This window comes from Klebsiella sp. ME-303 (assembly GCF_007910085.1).
Lineage (GTDB): Bacteria > Pseudomonadota > Gammaproteobacteria > Enterobacterales > Enterobacteriaceae > Klebsiella > Klebsiella michiganensis.
In genome coordinates this window covers 136,285-151,551 of the sequence record NZ_VOJB01000057.1, presented here as the reverse complement: position 1 = coordinate 151,551, position 15,267 = coordinate 136,285, and the positions used below count along the sequence as shown (strand labels likewise).

18 protein-coding genes are annotated in these 15,267 nt (G+C 58.3%); 12 read left to right on the top strand and 6 right to left on the bottom strand.

Annotated elements, in window-relative coordinates:
• The 3 genes from FQK12_RS27560 to lolB form a co-directional block, all read right to left on the bottom strand.
• On the bottom strand, positions 1 to 209 hold a 209-nt coding region (locus FQK12_RS27560; RefSeq protein WP_409996437.1), incomplete at its 3' end, for a ribose-phosphate pyrophosphokinase-like domain-containing protein.
• 164 nt (positions 210 to 373) lie between these two features.
• Positions 374 to 1,222, bottom strand: coding sequence for a 4-(cytidine 5'-diphospho)-2-C-methyl-D-erythritol kinase (gene ispE / locus FQK12_RS04135; protein ID WP_009651969.1), 849 nt, complete (start codon positions 1,220 to 1,222; stop codon positions 374 to 376).
• Positions 1,222 to 1,833 (bottom strand): lipoprotein insertase outer membrane protein LolB, encoded by a 612-nt coding sequence (lolB, locus tag FQK12_RS04130; protein ID WP_004851888.1) that lies wholly within the window; start codon positions 1,831 to 1,833, stop codon positions 1,222 to 1,224. The genes ispE and lolB overlap by 1 nt, the downstream gene beginning before the upstream one ends.
• Positions 1,834 to 2,106: 273 nt before the next feature.
• Here lolB and hemA point away from each other — a divergent pair, with 273 nt between their 5' ends.
• Genes hemA through kdsA form a run of 6 tightly spaced genes read left to right on the top strand, consistent with a single transcriptional unit; the run spans position 2,107 to position 7,425 of the window.
• Positions 2,107 to 3,363: a glutamyl-tRNA reductase gene (hemA, locus tag FQK12_RS04125; RefSeq protein ID WP_004851885.1), complete on the top strand. Its 1,257-nt coding sequence runs from the start codon at positions 2,107 to 2,109 to the stop codon at positions 3,361 to 3,363.
• Positions 3,364 to 3,404: 41 nt separating this feature from the next.
• A complete protein-coding gene (gene prfA, locus FQK12_RS04120; protein ID WP_004851884.1) occupies positions 3,405 to 4,487 on the top strand; it encodes a peptide chain release factor 1 in 1,083 nt (360 codons plus the stop codon).
• Positions 4,487 to 5,326, top strand: coding sequence for a peptide chain release factor N(5)-glutamine methyltransferase (gene prmC / locus FQK12_RS04115; protein WP_014229755.1), 840 nt, complete (start codon positions 4,487 to 4,489; stop codon positions 5,324 to 5,326). The genes prfA and prmC overlap by 1 nt, the downstream gene beginning before the upstream one ends.
• On the top strand, positions 5,323 to 5,715 hold the full coding sequence (sirB2, locus tag FQK12_RS04110) for an invasion regulator SirB2 (protein ID WP_004851880.1): 393 nt from the start codon (positions 5,323 to 5,325) through the stop codon (positions 5,713 to 5,715). Before prmC ends, sirB2 begins: the two co-directional genes overlap by 4 nt.
• 3 nt (positions 5,716 to 5,718) lie before the next feature.
• A complete protein-coding gene (gene sirB1 / locus FQK12_RS04105; protein WP_004851879.1) occupies positions 5,719 to 6,531 on the top strand; it encodes an invasion regulator SirB1 in 813 nt (270 codons plus the stop codon).
• Between the two features lie 39 nt (positions 6,532 to 6,570).
• The gene (gene kdsA, locus FQK12_RS04100) at positions 6,571 to 7,425 is read left to right on the top strand and encodes a 3-deoxy-8-phosphooctulonate synthase (protein ID WP_004103146.1); all 855 of its coding nucleotides are present in this window, start codon (positions 6,571 to 6,573) and stop codon (positions 7,423 to 7,425) included.
• A gap of 88 nt (positions 7,426 to 7,513) precedes the next feature.
• Here kdsA and chaA read toward each other — a convergent pair whose 3' ends face one another.
• The gene (gene chaA / locus FQK12_RS04095; RefSeq protein ID WP_004121802.1) at positions 7,514 to 8,614 is read right to left on the bottom strand and encodes a sodium-potassium/proton antiporter ChaA; all 1,101 of its coding nucleotides are present in this window, start codon (positions 8,612 to 8,614) and stop codon (positions 7,514 to 7,516) included.
• Between the two features lie 265 nt (positions 8,615 to 8,879).
• Here chaA and chaB point away from each other — a divergent pair, with 265 nt between their 5' ends.
• Together chaB and FQK12_RS04085 are read left to right on the top strand one after the other, a co-directional pair.
• A complete protein-coding gene (chaB, locus tag FQK12_RS04090) occupies positions 8,880 to 9,110 on the top strand; it encodes a putative cation transport regulator ChaB (protein WP_009651994.1) in 231 nt (76 codons plus the stop codon).
• A 150-nt stretch (positions 9,111 to 9,260) separates the two neighbouring features.
• On the top strand, positions 9,261 to 9,941 hold the full coding sequence (locus tag FQK12_RS04085; RefSeq protein ID WP_004851874.1) for a gamma-glutamylcyclotransferase: 681 nt from the start codon (positions 9,261 to 9,263) through the stop codon (positions 9,939 to 9,941).
• 35 nt (positions 9,942 to 9,976) lie between these two features.
• Here the strand turns inward: FQK12_RS04085 and FQK12_RS04080 are convergent, their stop codons facing one another.
• Together FQK12_RS04080 and FQK12_RS04075 are read right to left on the bottom strand one after the other, a co-directional pair.
• Positions 9,977 to 10,219 carry a DUF1883 domain-containing protein gene (locus FQK12_RS04080; RefSeq protein ID WP_002910387.1) on the bottom strand — a complete coding sequence of 81 codons (243 nt, stop codon included), beginning with the start codon at positions 10,217 to 10,219 and terminating at the stop codon, positions 9,977 to 9,979.
• Between the two features lie 238 nt (positions 10,220 to 10,457).
• Positions 10,458 to 10,811 carry a DsrE/DsrF/TusD sulfur relay family protein gene (locus FQK12_RS04075; RefSeq protein ID WP_014229754.1) on the bottom strand — a complete coding sequence of 118 codons (354 nt, stop codon included), beginning with the start codon at positions 10,809 to 10,811 and terminating at the stop codon, positions 10,458 to 10,460.
• A 68-nt stretch (positions 10,812 to 10,879) separates the two neighbouring features.
• Between FQK12_RS04075 and nasR the strand changes: the two genes are divergently transcribed.
• The 4 genes from nasR to FQK12_RS04055 all read left to right on the top strand — a co-directional run bounded on the left by nasR (position 10,880) and on the right by FQK12_RS04055 (position 15,259).
• Positions 10,880 to 12,070: a nitrate regulatory protein NasR gene (gene nasR, locus FQK12_RS04070; protein WP_014229753.1), complete on the top strand. Its 1,191-nt coding sequence runs from the start codon at positions 10,880 to 10,882 to the stop codon at positions 12,068 to 12,070.
• Positions 12,071 to 12,317: 247 nt separating this feature from the next.
• Positions 12,318 to 13,574 (top strand): CmpA/NrtA family ABC transporter substrate-binding protein, encoded by a 1,257-nt coding sequence (locus FQK12_RS04065; protein ID WP_014838763.1) that lies wholly within the window; start codon positions 12,318 to 12,320, stop codon positions 13,572 to 13,574.
• 1 nt (position 13,575) lies between these two features.
• Positions 13,576 to 14,460: a nitrate ABC transporter permease gene (gene ntrB / locus FQK12_RS04060; RefSeq protein ID WP_014229752.1), complete on the top strand. Its 885-nt coding sequence runs from the start codon at positions 13,576 to 13,578 to the stop codon at positions 14,458 to 14,460.
• Between the two features lie 10 nt (positions 14,461 to 14,470).
• Complete coding sequence (locus tag FQK12_RS04055; protein WP_014229751.1) at positions 14,471 to 15,259, top strand: ABC transporter ATP-binding protein; 789 nt, start codon at positions 14,471 to 14,473, stop codon at positions 15,257 to 15,259.
• Positions 15,260 to 15,267 lie beyond the last annotated feature (8 nt).

Sequence of the window (15,267 nt, the reverse complement as noted above, 5' to 3'; positions counted from 1 at the left end):
TTGGTGGGAGCACAAGTGGACTGGATGATGAAAATATCACCACCGCGTACGTTTTCATTGATTTGTACGCTGACTTCGCCGTCGCTAAAACGACCTACAGCGGCGTCGCCAAGAGAAGTGTACAGGCGGTTGGCAATACGTTGTGCTAGTTCCGGGGTGGCGTTACCAGCAAAAAGCTTCATATCAGGCACGAGAAGAACCTCAGGCATGCGTCCAGTGGTGGATGAAATGGGCCAAAAACGGTGCGGGTGGGCACGATTTCATCCAGGCGGTGTATTTAAAGAGCCCGATGCAACGTCTGGAACAGGGTGACGTTGTCACCGTAACTCAGTTTCCCCGGCGTTTTCACCAAATTTGCTATAATGAGCAGAACTTAGCGCAGCGCCTGCTTGAGCGGAGAGATATTAACACCTCGCGCTACGAAGCCATGCAGCCATGCCGGGGCTTTTTCAAGCACCTGACGAGCGGCGGATTCAGTGTCAAATTCAGCAAACACACATGCACCGGTGCCAGTCAGGCGCGACGGCGCATATTCTAACAGCCAGGAAAGCGCTGCATCAACCTCACGAAAACGTTTTCTTGCGATAACCTCGCAATCATTGCCGAATTTACATTTTAATAACGTATTAATTGACCTTGACGGGGTATTGCGCGGGAGTTCCGGATCGCGAAAAATGATCGGCGTGGGAATGCTCACTCCCGGATGGGCCACCAGATACCACTTTTCCTCCGGTTCGGCCGGGGTGAGAATTTCCCCGACGCCTTCGGCAAAGGCCGCATGGCCGCGCACGAACACCGGCACGTCGGCGCCCAGCTGCAGACCCAACGCCGCCAGCTCATCTTCCGAGAGATGGCAGCCCCATAAGTGATTCAGCGCCACCAGTACGGTCGCGGCGTTGGACGAACCGCCGCCGAGGCCGCCGCCCATCGGAAGAACCTTGTCGATGCTGATATCGGCGCCGCTGCCCGCAGGAAGCTTCCCGGCCTGGGCTGCGGCCTGCATTAAAAGCCTGGCCGCGCGAATAATCAGGTTCTCTTCATCCGGCACGCCGTCAACCGGCGTCAGCAGACGCAGCTGGCCATCGTCGCGCGGTTCAATCGTCAGCGTGTCGCCATAATCCAGAAACTGAAACAGCGTCTGCAGGGTGTGGTAACCGTCGGCGCGCTGCCCGGTAATATACAAAAACAGATTCAGCTTTGCGGGAGAAGGCCAGCGGGTCATCATTTCACAATCCAGTTATCCATTTTCAGCTTGATGCGCTGACTGCCGTCGTTAAGCTCCATATTGGCCGGTAGCGAAGGTTTGGTGTCCGAGGTGTAGCCACCGTAGGTGACGTGCCAGGTTTTGCCGTTTTGCGTGTAGTTCAGCTCGCGCAGGCGGTACTGGTCGTCAAGCGAGTAGTCGGTGGCCTCGCCCGGCAGGCCAATAATCCACTGGCGCAGGCTGTTGAGCGGAATCGGCATGCCGGTCAGGCGGCCAATCATCTCTTCGGCATCGGTCGCCGTGTAGGTCTGGCCTTTATTGTCAATCAGCTGCACGCTGCCCGGCTGGGCGGTTAACGACAGCTCGGTGCTGCCGAGGGGGTTAGTCAGCAGCAGGCGGTAGCGGTCCTGGCCGGTTTGCTGCCAGAAGAAGCGGGCATAGACTTTTTGCTCATCAGAAAGATAAGCAAAAGCGCCGCGCGTCTGGAACTGATTAAGATTGCGGACATCTTGCTGGTGCTGACGCCACTGTGGAGAATCCGGGCTTTTACCCGGCCCTTTCGGAGCATTAATCGCACAGGCGGTCAGAACGAGGCTTGCCAGCGGCAACAGGCGGAACAGTCGATTCATAATGATGACAAATCCTTGATGTCTACAGTGAAATGCGGCGAATGGGAGAAACAGGCGGCCGATTTGTGTAGCGGGTTACAATTATAACCATTAATGCTAGCGTTGCCGGACGGTAGCGTCTACGTTCAAGTTGTCTGAAATCAAAAAATTACCGTTAATGGCTATTACAGATTAGCTATTACTCCAAAAGGGGAGCCTCTCTTTTATTGATTACGCGCATCCTGTATGATGCCTGCAGACTAACCTTAGCAACGCTGGTACTACTCCCTCACAATGACGCTTTTAGCTCTTGGCATTAACCACAAAACAGCTCCTGTAGCGCTGCGAGAACGCGTAACGTTTTCGCCGGATACGCTCGATCAGGCGCTGGAGAGCTTGCTGGCCCAGCCAATGGTGCAGGGCGGGGTGGTGCTGTCGACCTGTAACCGCACGGAACTCTATCTCAGCGTCGAAGAGCAGGATAACCTTCAGGAAGTGCTTATCCGCTGGCTGTGCGACTACCACGGTTTAAATGAAGACGACCTGCGCAAAAGCCTCTACTGGCATCAGGACAACGAGGCGGTTAGCCATCTGATGCGCGTCGCCAGCGGCCTGGATTCGCTGGTGCTGGGCGAGCCGCAGATCCTCGGGCAGGTGAAAAAAGCCTTTGCCGACTCCAGCCGTGGTCACCTGAACGTTAGCGAGCTGGAGCGCATGTTCCAGAAGTCGTTCTCGGTGGCCAAACGCGTGCGTACCGAAACCGATATCGGCGCCAGCGCGGTCTCCGTGGCGTTTGCCGCCTGTACCCTGGCGCGACAAATCTTCGAATCACTCTCCAGCGTGACCGTGCTGCTGGTTGGCGCCGGTGAGACTATCGAGCTGGTGGCCCGCCATCTGCGCGAGCATAAGGTGCGCAAGATGGTGATTGCTAACCGCACCCGCGAGCGCGCTCAGGCGCTGGCCGATGAAGTCGGCGCGGAGGTGATCGCCCTGAGCGATATCGACGAACGGCTAAAAGAAGCGGATATCATTATTAGTTCTACCGCCAGCCCGCTGCCGATTATTGGCAAAGGGATGGTGGAGCGCGCGCTGAAGGCGCGCCGCAATCAGCCGATGCTGCTGGTGGATATCGCCGTTCCGCGCGATGTCGAACCGGAGGTTGGCAAGCTGGCGAACGCCTATCTTTACAGCGTGGACGATCTGCAAAACATCATTCAGCACAATCTGGCGCAGCGTAAAGCCGCGGCGGTACAGGCGGAAACCATTGTCGAGCAGGAAGCCAGCGAATTTATGGCCTGGCTGCGCGCTCAGAGCGCCAGCGAGACTATCCGCGAATATCGCTCCCAGGCCGAACAGGTCCGCGAGGAGCTGACGGCAAAAGCGCTGGCTGCGCTCAATCAGGGCGGCGATGCGCAGGAAATCATGCAGGATCTGGCGCGTAAGCTGACTAACCGCCTGATCCACTCGCCAACCAAATCTCTTCAGCAGGCCGCCCGTGACGGGGATGATGAACGCCTGCATATTCTGCGCAACAGCCTCGGGCTGGAATAGCGCACCTTTCTCTCTTTTTAGGACAGGGTGAATTCACGCCTATGAAGCCTTCTATTGTTGCCAAACTGGAAGCCCTTTACGAACGCCATGAGGAAGTTCAGGCGCTACTCGGCGATGCCGCAACCATCGCCGATCAGGATAAATTTCGCGCATTGTCGCGCGAATACGCACAGCTGAGCGACGTCGCCCGCTGCTACACCGACTGGCGTCAGCTGCAGGATGATATCGAAGCCGCGCAGATGATGCTCGACGACCCGGAAATGCGCGAAATGGCGCAGGAAGAGCTGCGCGAAGCGAAAGAAAAGGGTGAGCAGATGGAGCAGCAGCTGCAGGTTCTGCTGCTGCCAAAAGACCCGGACGACGAGCGTAACGCGTTTGTTGAAGTTCGCGCCGGTACCGGCGGCGATGAAGCGGCGCTGTTCGCGGGCGATCTGTTCCGTATGTACAGCCGTTACGCGGAATCACGCCGCTGGCGCGTGGAAATCATGAGCGCCAACGAAGGCGAGCACGGCGGCTTTAAAGAAGTGATTGCCAAAATCAGCGGCGACGGCGTCTATGGGCGACTGAAGTTCGAATCCGGCGGCCATCGCGTACAGCGCGTACCGGCCACCGAATCCCAGGGGCGTATCCATACCTCCGCCTGCACCGTGGCGGTGATGCCGGAGCTGCCGGAAGCCGAAATGCCGGATATCAACCCGAGCGATCTGCGCATCGATACCTTCCGCTCCTCCGGCGCGGGCGGTCAGCACGTTAACACCACCGACTCGGCGATCCGTATTACCCACCTGCCGACCGGCATCGTCGTCGAGTGTCAGGACGAACGTTCTCAGCACAAAAACAAAGCCAAAGCGCTGTCGGTGCTTGGCGCGCGTATTCGCGCCGCGGAAGTCTCCAGGCGCCAGCAGGCGGAAGCCTCAGAGCGCCGTAACCTGCTGGGCAGCGGCGATCGCAGCGATCGTAACCGCACCTATAACTTTCCGCAGGGCCGCGTGACCGATCACCGCATCAACCTGACGCTTTACCGTCTGGACGAAGCGATGGAAGGCAAGCTGGATATGCTGATTGAGCCGATCGTTCAGGAATATCAGGCCGATCAGCTGGCCGCCCTTTCCGAGCAGGAATGATGACTTTTCAGCAGTGGCTGACGCAGGCCATCGTCCGCCTGAGCCAAAGTGAAAGCCCGCGCCGGGATGCCGAAATCCTGCTGGGTCACGTGACCGGCAAAGCGCGGACCTATATTCTCGCCTTTGGCGAAACGGCGCTGACGGCGGCGCAGGCCGCCGAGCTGGAAACGCTGCTCAGCCGTCGCGCCCGGGGCGAGCCGGTGGCTCATCTGGTGGGCCAGCGCGAATTCTGGTCGCTGCCGCTGTTCGTTTCTCCCGCCACGCTGATCCCGCGTCCGGATACCGAATGCCTGGTTGAACAGACGCTGGCGCGGTTATCCGACAAGCCGTGCCGTATTCTCGATCTCGGCACCGGCACCGGCGCCATCGCTCTGGCGCTGGCCAGCGAACGCCCCGATTGCCACGTCACCGCCGTTGACGTAATGCCCGACGCGGTGGCGCTGGCGGCGCGTAACGCTGAACATCTCGCTATCCCTAACGTCAGGATACTGCAAAGCCACTGGTTTAGCGCGCTCGCCGGTCAGCAGTTCGACATCATCGTCAGCAATCCGCCCTATATCGATGAAACCGACCCGCATCTTGCGCAGGGTGATGTGCGCTTTGAGCCGAAAACGGCGCTGGTCGCCGCCGATGGCGGTCTGGCCGATCTGGCGCATATCATCCGCGAAGGCCGCCGCTATCTGGCTGCCGGCGGCGTGATGCTGCTGGAACACGGCTGGACGCAGGGGGAAGCGGTGCGCGCAATCTTTCGCGCGGCGGGTTATGGCAATATTGCCACCTGTCGCGACTACGGAGACAACGAGCGTCTGACGCTCGGGCAATATCAGGGAGGCGTATGAATCTGTTTAACGCGGTACTGTATCTGCATATCGCCTGCGTGGTGGTTTCGGTGAGCCTGTTCGTGCTGCGCTACTGGTGGAGCTGGAGCGGTAACCGTCTGCTTGACCAGCGCTGGGTTCGTATCGCGCCGCACTGTAGCGATACGCTGCTGTTTCTCAGCGGCGCCGGACTAATGGCAATAACGCACTATCTGCCGTTTACCGAAGAGGGTACATGGCTGACTGAGAAGCTGTTTGGCGTTATCATTTATATCGCATTGGGATTTATCGCGCTGGGCCGTCGTCGCCAGCGCAGTCAGCAGAGCCGGTTTGTCGCCTTTCTGCTGGCCCTGGTGGTGTTGTTTATCATTATTCAACTCGCCATCACAAGAACACCGTTACTGGGGTAAGGCATGAGGTCGTTAGCTGATTTCGAATTTAATAAAGCGCCGTTATGCGACGGCATGGTCCTCATTTCTGAATTAATCCGCGACGATTTTCCGACGCACTATGTGCAGGATGAGCTGGAGCGGCTGCTGGGCCTGGCGCGTGAGGAGATTGCCGCTTCGTGGGACCAGGAGCGCCAGATAGAACGTCTGCTGGAGCTTTTCTATCATGACTGGGGCTTTAGCGATTCGCGCGGCGTTTACCGCCTGTCCGACGTGCTCTGGCTTGATAAAGTCCTGAACAATCGTCAGGGTAGCGCGGTATCGCTAGGCGCAATCCTGCTGTGGATTGCTCAGCGTCTGGCGCTGCCGGTGGTGCCGGTGATTTTTCCGACCCAGATGCTGCTGCGCGCCGACCCTGAAGAGAGCGAAGAGATGTGGCTCATTAATCCATTTAACGGCGAAACGCTCAACGAGCATACGCTGGAAGTGTGGCTGAAGGGCAATATTAGTCCGGTCGCCGAGTTGTTTAACGAAGACCTCGATGAAGCCGACAACGCGGAAGTGATCCGCAAGCTGCTCGACACGCTCAAATCGGCGCTGATGGAAGAGCGGCAGATGGAGCTGGCGTTACGGACCAGCGAAGCGCTGCTGCAGTTCAATCCGGAAGACCCGTACGAAATTCGCGACCGGGGACTGATATACGCCCAGCTGGATTGCGATCACGTGGCGCTGCAGGACCTCAGTTACTTCGTTGAACAGTGCCCGGAGGATCCCATCAGCGAGATGATCCGCGCGCAGATCAACACCATTTCGCACAAACAAATTACATTGCATTAGTCTGAAACCATTCCGGTTACACCCTGATAAGGCGAACTTATGAAACAAAAAGTGGTTAGCATTGGTGATATCAACGTAGCAAACGACCTGCCATTCGTGCTGTTTGGTGGCATGAACGTGCTGGAATCCCGCGATCTGGCGATGCGTATCTGCGAACACTACGTGACCGTCACGCAGAAGCTGGGCATTCCTTATGTGTTTAAAGCCTCTTTTGATAAAGCTAACCGTTCTTCCATCCACTCCTATCGCGGGCCGGGGCTGGAAGAAGGGATGAAGATTTTCCAGGAGCTGAAACAAACGTTCGGCGTGAAAATCATCACCGACGTTCACGAAGCCAGCCAGGCTCAGCCGGTCGCTGACGTGGTGGACGTTATTCAGCTGCCAGCGTTCCTTGCCCGTCAGACCGATCTGGTTGAAGCGATGGCGAAAACCGGCGCGGTGATCAACGTGAAAAAACCGCAGTTCGTGAGCCCGGGCCAAATGGGCAATATCGTCGATAAGTTTATCGAAGGCGGCAACGACAAAGTGATCCTTTGCGATCGCGGCGCGAACTTCGGCTACGATAACCTGGTGGTCGACATGCTGGGCTTTGGCGTGATGAAAAAGGCCTCCAATAACTCACCGGTTATCTTCGACGTTACTCACGCTCTGCAGTGCCGCGACCCGTTTGGCGCCGCTTCCGGCGGACGCCGCGCGCAGGTTGCCGAACTGGCGCGCGCCGGGATGGCGGTGGGTATCGCCGGCCTGTTTATTGAAGCGCACCCGGATCCGGAACACGCGAAATGCGACGGTCCGTCCGCGCTGCCGCTGGATAAACTGGAGCCGTTCCTCAAGCAGATGAAAGCCATCGACGATCTTGTTAAAAGCTTTGATGAGCTCGATACCAGCAAGTAATCGCTGCTGAAACGACAAAAGCCTGCCGGTTTTATAACCGGCAGGCTTTTTTGATCTCCCCGAACGGCATGACGCCGCCGGGGGAGGTTCAGGCAAAAATGGTCATCAGGTAGGCGGCGAACAGCGCCAGGTGCGCCGCGCCGTTTAGCACATTGGTACGCCCGGTAGAGAACGATATCTGGCACAGCAGCAGCGAGGCGACCATCACCACCATTTCCGGCGCGCCAAGGCCAAAGCGCAGTTCGTTGCCGGTGAGGAAGGCGATAAGCGTCACCACCGGTACCGTCAGGGAAATGGTGGCCAGCACGGAGCCGAAGAACAGGTTCATCGCCCGCTGGACCTGATTGTTCAGGACCGCTTTCAGCGCGCCAAGGCCTTCCGGAGAGAGGATCAGCAGCGCGACCAGGAAGCCGGTAAAGGCGACGGGGGCATTCATGCTGGTCAGCAGCGTCTCCAGCGGATTGGCGTTCATTTTAGTCACGGCGATAACCGCAACCAGGTGTACCAGCAGCCAGGCGGTGTGCCACTTGCTGCTATGGGCCGACGGTTTGCCGTGATGCGGGTCATCGTCGTCGCCGTCATCCTCGTGTTCGTAAACAAACAGGCTCTGGTGCGTTTTCGTTTGAATCAGCAGGAACACGCCGTACATGGCGGCGGAGATCAGCGCAACCAGCAGCGCCTGGCCAGTGGTGAAATTAGCCCCGGGCAGCGCCATGGGAAAGACCAGGACGATGATCGCCAGCGGAAAGAGGGCGATGAGGTACTGTTTAAGGCCGAACAGATTCATATACTGGGTGGCGAATTTGCGCCCGCCCAACAATAAAGAAAAACCTACCAGCCCGCCGGTAACAATCATGATGATTGAATAAAGCGTATCTCGCATCAGGGTCGGCGCGGCGTCGCCGGTGGCCATTAATGCGGAAATCAGGCTGACTTCGAGAATAACCACTGAAAGGCTTAAAATTAACGAACCATAGGGTTCGCCAAGGCGGTGCGCCAGAACGTCGGCGTGGCGAACAACGCTGAACGCGCTGCTCAGGATCCCGACCAGCGCCAGGATATTAATGGCAACGACCACTGGCAGTGACTGGCTGCTTCCCCAGAAAAACAGCACCGCCAGCGCCAGAACCGGAAAGGCGAGGGTGGTCTCCTTGTGGCGGGTTTTCACCGCCTCATGTGCATCGGTCATGAATTATCTCCAGGTGTGCAGGTGTTATAATTATAGATACTGTAAGTTAATAAAATAACAGACATTGATCGAACTACTTTGTTTTTTTACTTAAATTTACCACTCTGACCATGGAAAAGTGGTAGATTGCCATAAACTGCGGTTACTCTCGTTTTGTATTTATTATTCAGATAATTACTAAAACATCTTTCTCATTTATCCATCGCCTTGCCAGCCGGTAAATCGCCTGACAGACTGACTATTCACCCTAAATCTGGAGGTCGCCATGCCCTATAGCAACAAAAGTGAATTACCCGACAGCGTTCAGCACGTTCTGCCTGCGCATGCCCAGGAGATTTACAAAGAGGCCTTTAACAGCGCCTGGGACCAGTATAAGCATAAAGAAGACCGACGCGATGACGCCAGCCGTGAAGAGACGGCGCACAAAGTCGCCTGGGCGGCGGTGAAAAATGAGTACCAAAAAGGCGATGATGATAAGTGGCATAAGAAGAAGTAATCGCTTTTGCTACGTCATGTGCTGCCTGAGCCCTTGCCCGCGGCTCGTTCATTGCTTATTGTCAAATAAAGCTGGATAATAATTCGGCAATACTTCACGGATGGCACCAGATAATCGCCGGGAAGCGGGCAGTGGCGGAGGTAGTAGAAAGTGTTAACGCGTGATTTCTTACTGAATGCGGATTGTAAAACGGCGTTTGGCGCTATTGAGGAATCGCTTCTTTGGTCGGCAGAGCAGCGGGCAGCCTCTTTGGCGGCGACCCTGGCCTGTCGTCCGGACGATGGCTCGGTGTGGATCTTTGGCTACGGTTCGCTGATGTGGAATCCGGCGCTGGAGTATCGCGAGTCCTGTACCGGTACGCTACCGGGCTGGCACCGCGCGTTTTGCCTGCGGCTCACCGCCGGGCGCGGTAGCGCCACTCAGCCGGGTCGAATGCTGGCGTTGAAAGAGGGCGGGCGCACCACCGGGGTTGCCTACCGCCTGCCTGATGACACTCTCGAAGAAGAGCTGACCCTGCTGTGGAAGCGGGAGATGATCACCGGCTGCTACCTGCCGACCTGGTGCAAGCTGGATCTGGACGATGGCCGCACCGTCAATGCATTAGTTTTTATTATGGACCCGCGTCATCCGCTGTTTGAGGCGGATACCAGCGCGCAGGTGATTGCGCCGCTGATAGCCCGCGCCAGCGGCCCGCTTGGCACCAACGCTCAGTATCTGTTCTCGCTCGATCAGGAGCTGCGGAAACTCGGGATGTACGATGCCTGCCTCGACGATTTAGTCGGCAAGGTGCGTCATCTACTGGGGGAAAGCAGCCAGCCCGGGCTGGCTTAAGAGTATATCGCCCGGGTTTCCCCGGGCGTTTGCTATCAGGCGGGAACGTAGCTGATGGAGTGCTCCAGCGACTGGCTGTGGCTGTCGATGAGAACGTTCCAGGTGCCGCTGTAAGGCACGGTCAGATACGCGCTATCTCTGTCCTGCACGCTCAGAATATCCGCATGACTATCGCCAGGCACTTTGGCGCTCATCAGGTGAATGTGGCAGCGTTCGGAACAACGCACCACCAACGTATCACCGCCAAACAACGTTAAACTTGCTTTTACCATTGCCATTTAATCTCGACCCCGTTTCTGTCTACAGCATCCTGCCAGCCCATTAACCCGCGTGATATTGTTCACACTTTGCTCTGTGCATAACACCAAAGGGGAGGGGGGCAGATGCTGATTTTGATCAAAAAAAGGAATAAAGATTAAACAAAAATGACGTTGTGCCTGAAAGCATTCAGCTGACATTGTTTTCGGTTAACAAACGCCGCCAGCTTAATATTTAATCCCGTTGAATGGCGGATTTTTAGAAGGTCAGGACTTTATCCGCCGCCAGCGTCCACTGCGCCAGCTCGACGAGGGTGCCAATCTCCACGCCATCAATCAGCGGCAGCGCGCCGATCCCCCGGCCGTCAGCGCAGGTTTTACACAGCTTCACCGGCACGTTTTGCGCGGTGAGGATCTCCAGCATCTGCTGAATGTTGTAGCCTTCCGCTGGCTTCTGTCCGCGCAGGCCGGCGGTCACCGCATCAGACATTAAAAATAATTTCAGTTCGAGGTCAGACTGCTGCTCGCGCAGGGCGATAGCCAGACGCAGGCTATTGAACAGGGATTCGCTGCCGTAGGCGGCACCGTTAGCGATAATCACAATACGTTGCATAAGGACTCCTTCTATAAGGCACGGTTATTGCTTGGCTGAAGTATAAAGCGTTAACCCGGGGGAAGGGTATGAATAATGTGGCGGGTAATACACCTGAGGTGGTCGACTGGTTTGCGCGCGCGCGTCGCTTACAGAAGCGGCAGCTGCACCAGCTGGCGCAGCAGGGGGCGCTGGCAGGCCAGATAAGCGCGCTGGTGCATATGCTGCAGTGCGAGCGCGGCGCGTCAAATATCTGGCTATGCTCGGGCGGCAGACTATACGCGGCGGAGTGCCGGGCGGGCGCGGCGCTGGTTGATGAGCAGCTCACGCGGTTTTATGCGGCGCTGGAACCTGCCCGCGATGCCGCCAGCAGCGCGCTCTGCTGGCGAATTGCCTGCGCGGTGTGGTATCTGACGCAGCTTGTCGCGTTGCGTAAATGCGTGCGCGGCCTGGAGATTGCCGCAGAAGAGGCCACCGGGCAGTTTAGCCGCATTATCCGCCACCTGTTGAATATCGTTCCGCAGCTCAACGACAGTATCGACGATCCGCAAATCGCCGGGCGGATGGTCGCGCTTTACAGCTTTATGCAGGGGAAAGAGCTGGTCGGACAGGAGCGCGCGCTGGGCGCGCTGGGCTTTGCTCGCGGACAGTTCAGCGATGAGCTGCGCCAGCAGCTGGTGGACCGCATTGACGGCCAGCAGCCCTGTTTTGACACTTTTCAGGCTTTAGCCAGTTCGCCGCAAACCGTTCTGTTTGTTGAACAGTGCCAGGCCGGTCTGGAAATTGAACAGCTGCGGCGGGTCGCCTGCACCCGCCAGCCGCCGCCGGACGAGGGAGAAACGGCTCTGCGCTGGTTTTGCGTTCAGACCCAGCGTCTTGAGCAGCTGCGCGGCGTGGAAGAGCGGCTGATCGCAGACCTGCTTAACGCGGCCGATGCGCTGCTGGAGGGAGACGATCGGGAGGTCCAGGTGCCGCCCGCCGACTGGCAGGAGGACGGTATAGCCCTGCGGCTGGATAAGCAGCTGTTGCCGCTGGTGCGCCAGCAGGCCCATGAGCTACAGCAGCTCTCCGCCCAGCTCGCGTCGTTAAAAGATGCGCTTGAAGAGCGCAAGCTGATTGAAAAAGCCAAAAGCGTGCTGATGACCCACCAGGGAATGCAGGAGGAGCAGGCCTGGCAGGCGCTGCGTAAAATGGCGATGGACAAAAATCAGCGCATGGTTGAGATAGCCCGCGCGCTGCTGACGGTGAAGTCGCTATGGCAAGTACCACCTAAGGAGTAGATGCACAATCAGTGGGCATATGTTGCCAGCCGACGGTGCAGTTTTTGCCTCAAACGCCCCCGGCAAATGAGCCAACGCGCGTGAACCGGGCCTCCGCAAATCTGGCATTGGCTTTGCATTAAATAAAACGAGTGAATAAAGGTTTAGGGCAGCGGGCCAACGGCGGCACGTATGTCTAAGGATAAAGGCGTCCAGCGGTGCGTAAGCACCGCCGGACGCTTTTTTTTTGCGCGTTTCTGGAGCGGGTATGGGCGATACGTTTTCAATTTCACGGCGGCGTTTATTACAGGCGGGGGCGGCGCTGGGCGGCGCGATGCTGCTCCCCGGCATGATGCAGGCGGCATGGGCGGCAGGGTCGGATAAGCCGGAACAGACTACCGTGCGGGTCGGTTTTATTCCGCTGACCGACTGCGCCCCCTTAGCCATCGCTTCCCTGAAGGGATTCGATAAAAAGTACGGCATCACCCTCGTCCCGAGCAAGGAGGCCAGCTGGGCGGCGGTGCGCGACAAGCTGGTTGCCGGGGAGCTGGACGCCGCGCACATTCTGTACGGCATGCTCTACGGCCTTGAGCTGGGGATCGCCAGTAAACCGCAGGCGATGGCCAATCTGATGACCCTTAACCGCAACGGTCAGGCGATAACGCTCTCCAGCGAGCTGCAGGAGAAGGGCGTCACCGACCTGGGCGGGCTGAAAAAACTGATCGACCAGCAGGCGCCGGGCAGCTACACCTTCGCCCACACCTTCCCAACCGGCACTCACGCGATGTGGCTCTACTACTGGCTGGCGAGCGGTGGAATTAATCCCTTTGACGATATTCGCACCGTCGTTGTGCCGCCGCCGCAGATGGTAATGAACATGCGCATCGGCAATATGAGCGGCTTTTGCGTCGGCGAACCGTGGAATGCGCGCGCGATAAACGATCGTATCGGCTTCACCGCCGCCACTTCGCAGGATATCTGGCCGGAGCATCCGGAAAAAATTCTCGGCACCCGCAGCGAATGGGTTGAGCGTCATCCCAACACCGCGCGCGCGCTGGTGGCGGCGCTGATAGAGGCCCAGCGCTGGATTGACGCATCCGCCGAGAACACCCGCGAAACGGCGCGCCTTCTCGCCAGACGCGCGTGGCTGAACACCAAAGAGCAGTACCTCAGCGGGCGCATGCTCGGCGAATACGACAACGGTATCGGCCGCCGCTGGCAGGACGCGCACCCGATGCGCTTCTACGAACGGGGAGAAGTGAGTTTTCCGTGGCTCTCGGACGGCATGTGGTTTTTGACCCAGTTCCGCCGTTGGGGATTGCTGAAGTCGGCACCGGATTATCTGGCGGTGGCCCAGCGCATTAACCGGATTGACGTCTGGAAAGAGGCCGCGCAGGCGGTCGGCGGCATCAGCGCGCCGACGCAGGCGATGCGCAGCAGCACGCTGATCGATGGCAAGGTCTGGAATGGGGCCGATCCGGAAGGCTACGCCCGCAGTTTCGCGATTCAACGTAAGGGGGCATGAGATGAAACACGCATATAAACCGCAACCGCAGGCCGGCGCCGACAGCGCGCCCGGCGAAGTCATTACCCTGCCGCCGCTGCAGGTGCGCAAAACCACGCCTCCGCTCAGCCGCTGGCTGCGGGATGTCACCCAACGTCTTCTGCCGCCGCTGCTCGGGCTGGGATTGCTGCTGCTGGGCTGGCAGCTGGCGGCGATGAACAGCAAAGGCTTTCCGACGCCGCTCAGCACGCTGGATTCCGCGCTAACCCTTTTCGCCGACCCGTTTTATCAGGACGGGCCGAACGATATGGGCATCGGCTGGAACGTGCTGGCGTCGCTGCAGCGGGTGGCGGTGGGATTTGGCCTTGCCGCGCTGGCGGGAATTCCGCTCGGCTTCCTGATTGGCCGCTCGCTGTTTTTCGCCCGCATGTTTAACCCGCTGATCGCGCTGCTGCGCCCGGTCAGCCCGCTGGCCTGGCTGCCCATCGGCCTGCTGCTGTTCCAGAAAGCGGAACCCGCCTCCAGCTGGACTATTTTTATCTGCTCGATCTGGCCGATGGTCATTAACACCGCCGAGGGCGTGCGGCGCATTCCGGAAGATTACCTCAACGTCGCCCGGGTGCTGCAGCTGTCGGAGTGGACGGTGATGCGCAAGATCCTCTTTCCGGCGGTATTGCCCGCGGTGCTGACCGGGGTTCGTCTCTCCATCGGTATCGCCTGGCTGGTGATTGTCGCCGCCGAAATGCTCACCGGCGGCTTAGGGATCGGCTTCTGGATCTGGAACGAGTGGAACAACCTCAACGTCGAAAACATCATCATCGCCATCGTCATTATCGGCGTGGTCGGGCTGCTGCTGGAACAGGGGCTGATGCTGCTCGCCCGTCGTTTTAGCTGGCAGGAAAAATAGGGAGTCGCAGATGAAACCATTAATTCAGGTCCAGGGCGTCAGCCAGCGTTTTAACACCGCCAGCGGCGAATTCCTGGCATTGCAGAACGTCTCCTTCGACATCTACGAAGGGGAGACCATCAGCCTGATCGGCCACTCCGGCTGCGGTAAATCAACCCTGCTGAATCTGATAGCCGGGATAGCCCTGCCGACGGAAGGCGGCCTGCTGTGCGACAACCGTGAAATCGCCGGGCCGGGGCCGGAACGCGTGGTGGTGTTTCAGAACCACTCCCTGCTGCCGTGGCTGACCTGTTTTGACAACGTGGCGCTGGCGGTGGATCAGGTCTTTCGCCGCAGCATGAGCAAAGGCGAGCGCAAAGAGTGGATTGAGCACAACCTCGAGCGGGTACAGATGGGGCACGCCCTGCACAAGCGCCCGGGAGAAATCTCCGGCGGCATGAAGCAGCGCGTTGGCATTGCCCGGGCGCTGGCGATGAAACCGAAAGTGCTGCTGCTGGATGAACCCTTTGGCGCCCTTGATGCCCTGACGCGGGCGCATTTACAGGACGCGGTGATGCAGATCCAGCAGTCGCTGAATACCACCATCGTCATGATTACCCATGACGTTGATGAAGCGGTGCTGCTTTCCGACCGGGTGCTGATGATGACCAACGGTCCGGCGGCGACGGTCGGGGAGATCCTCGACGTCAATCTGCCGCGACCGCGCCATCGCGTGCAGCTGGCGGACGATAGCCGCTATCACCATCTGCGCCAGCAGATCCTGCACTTCCTCTATGAAAAACAGCCGAAAGCGGCATAGGGGGCGGC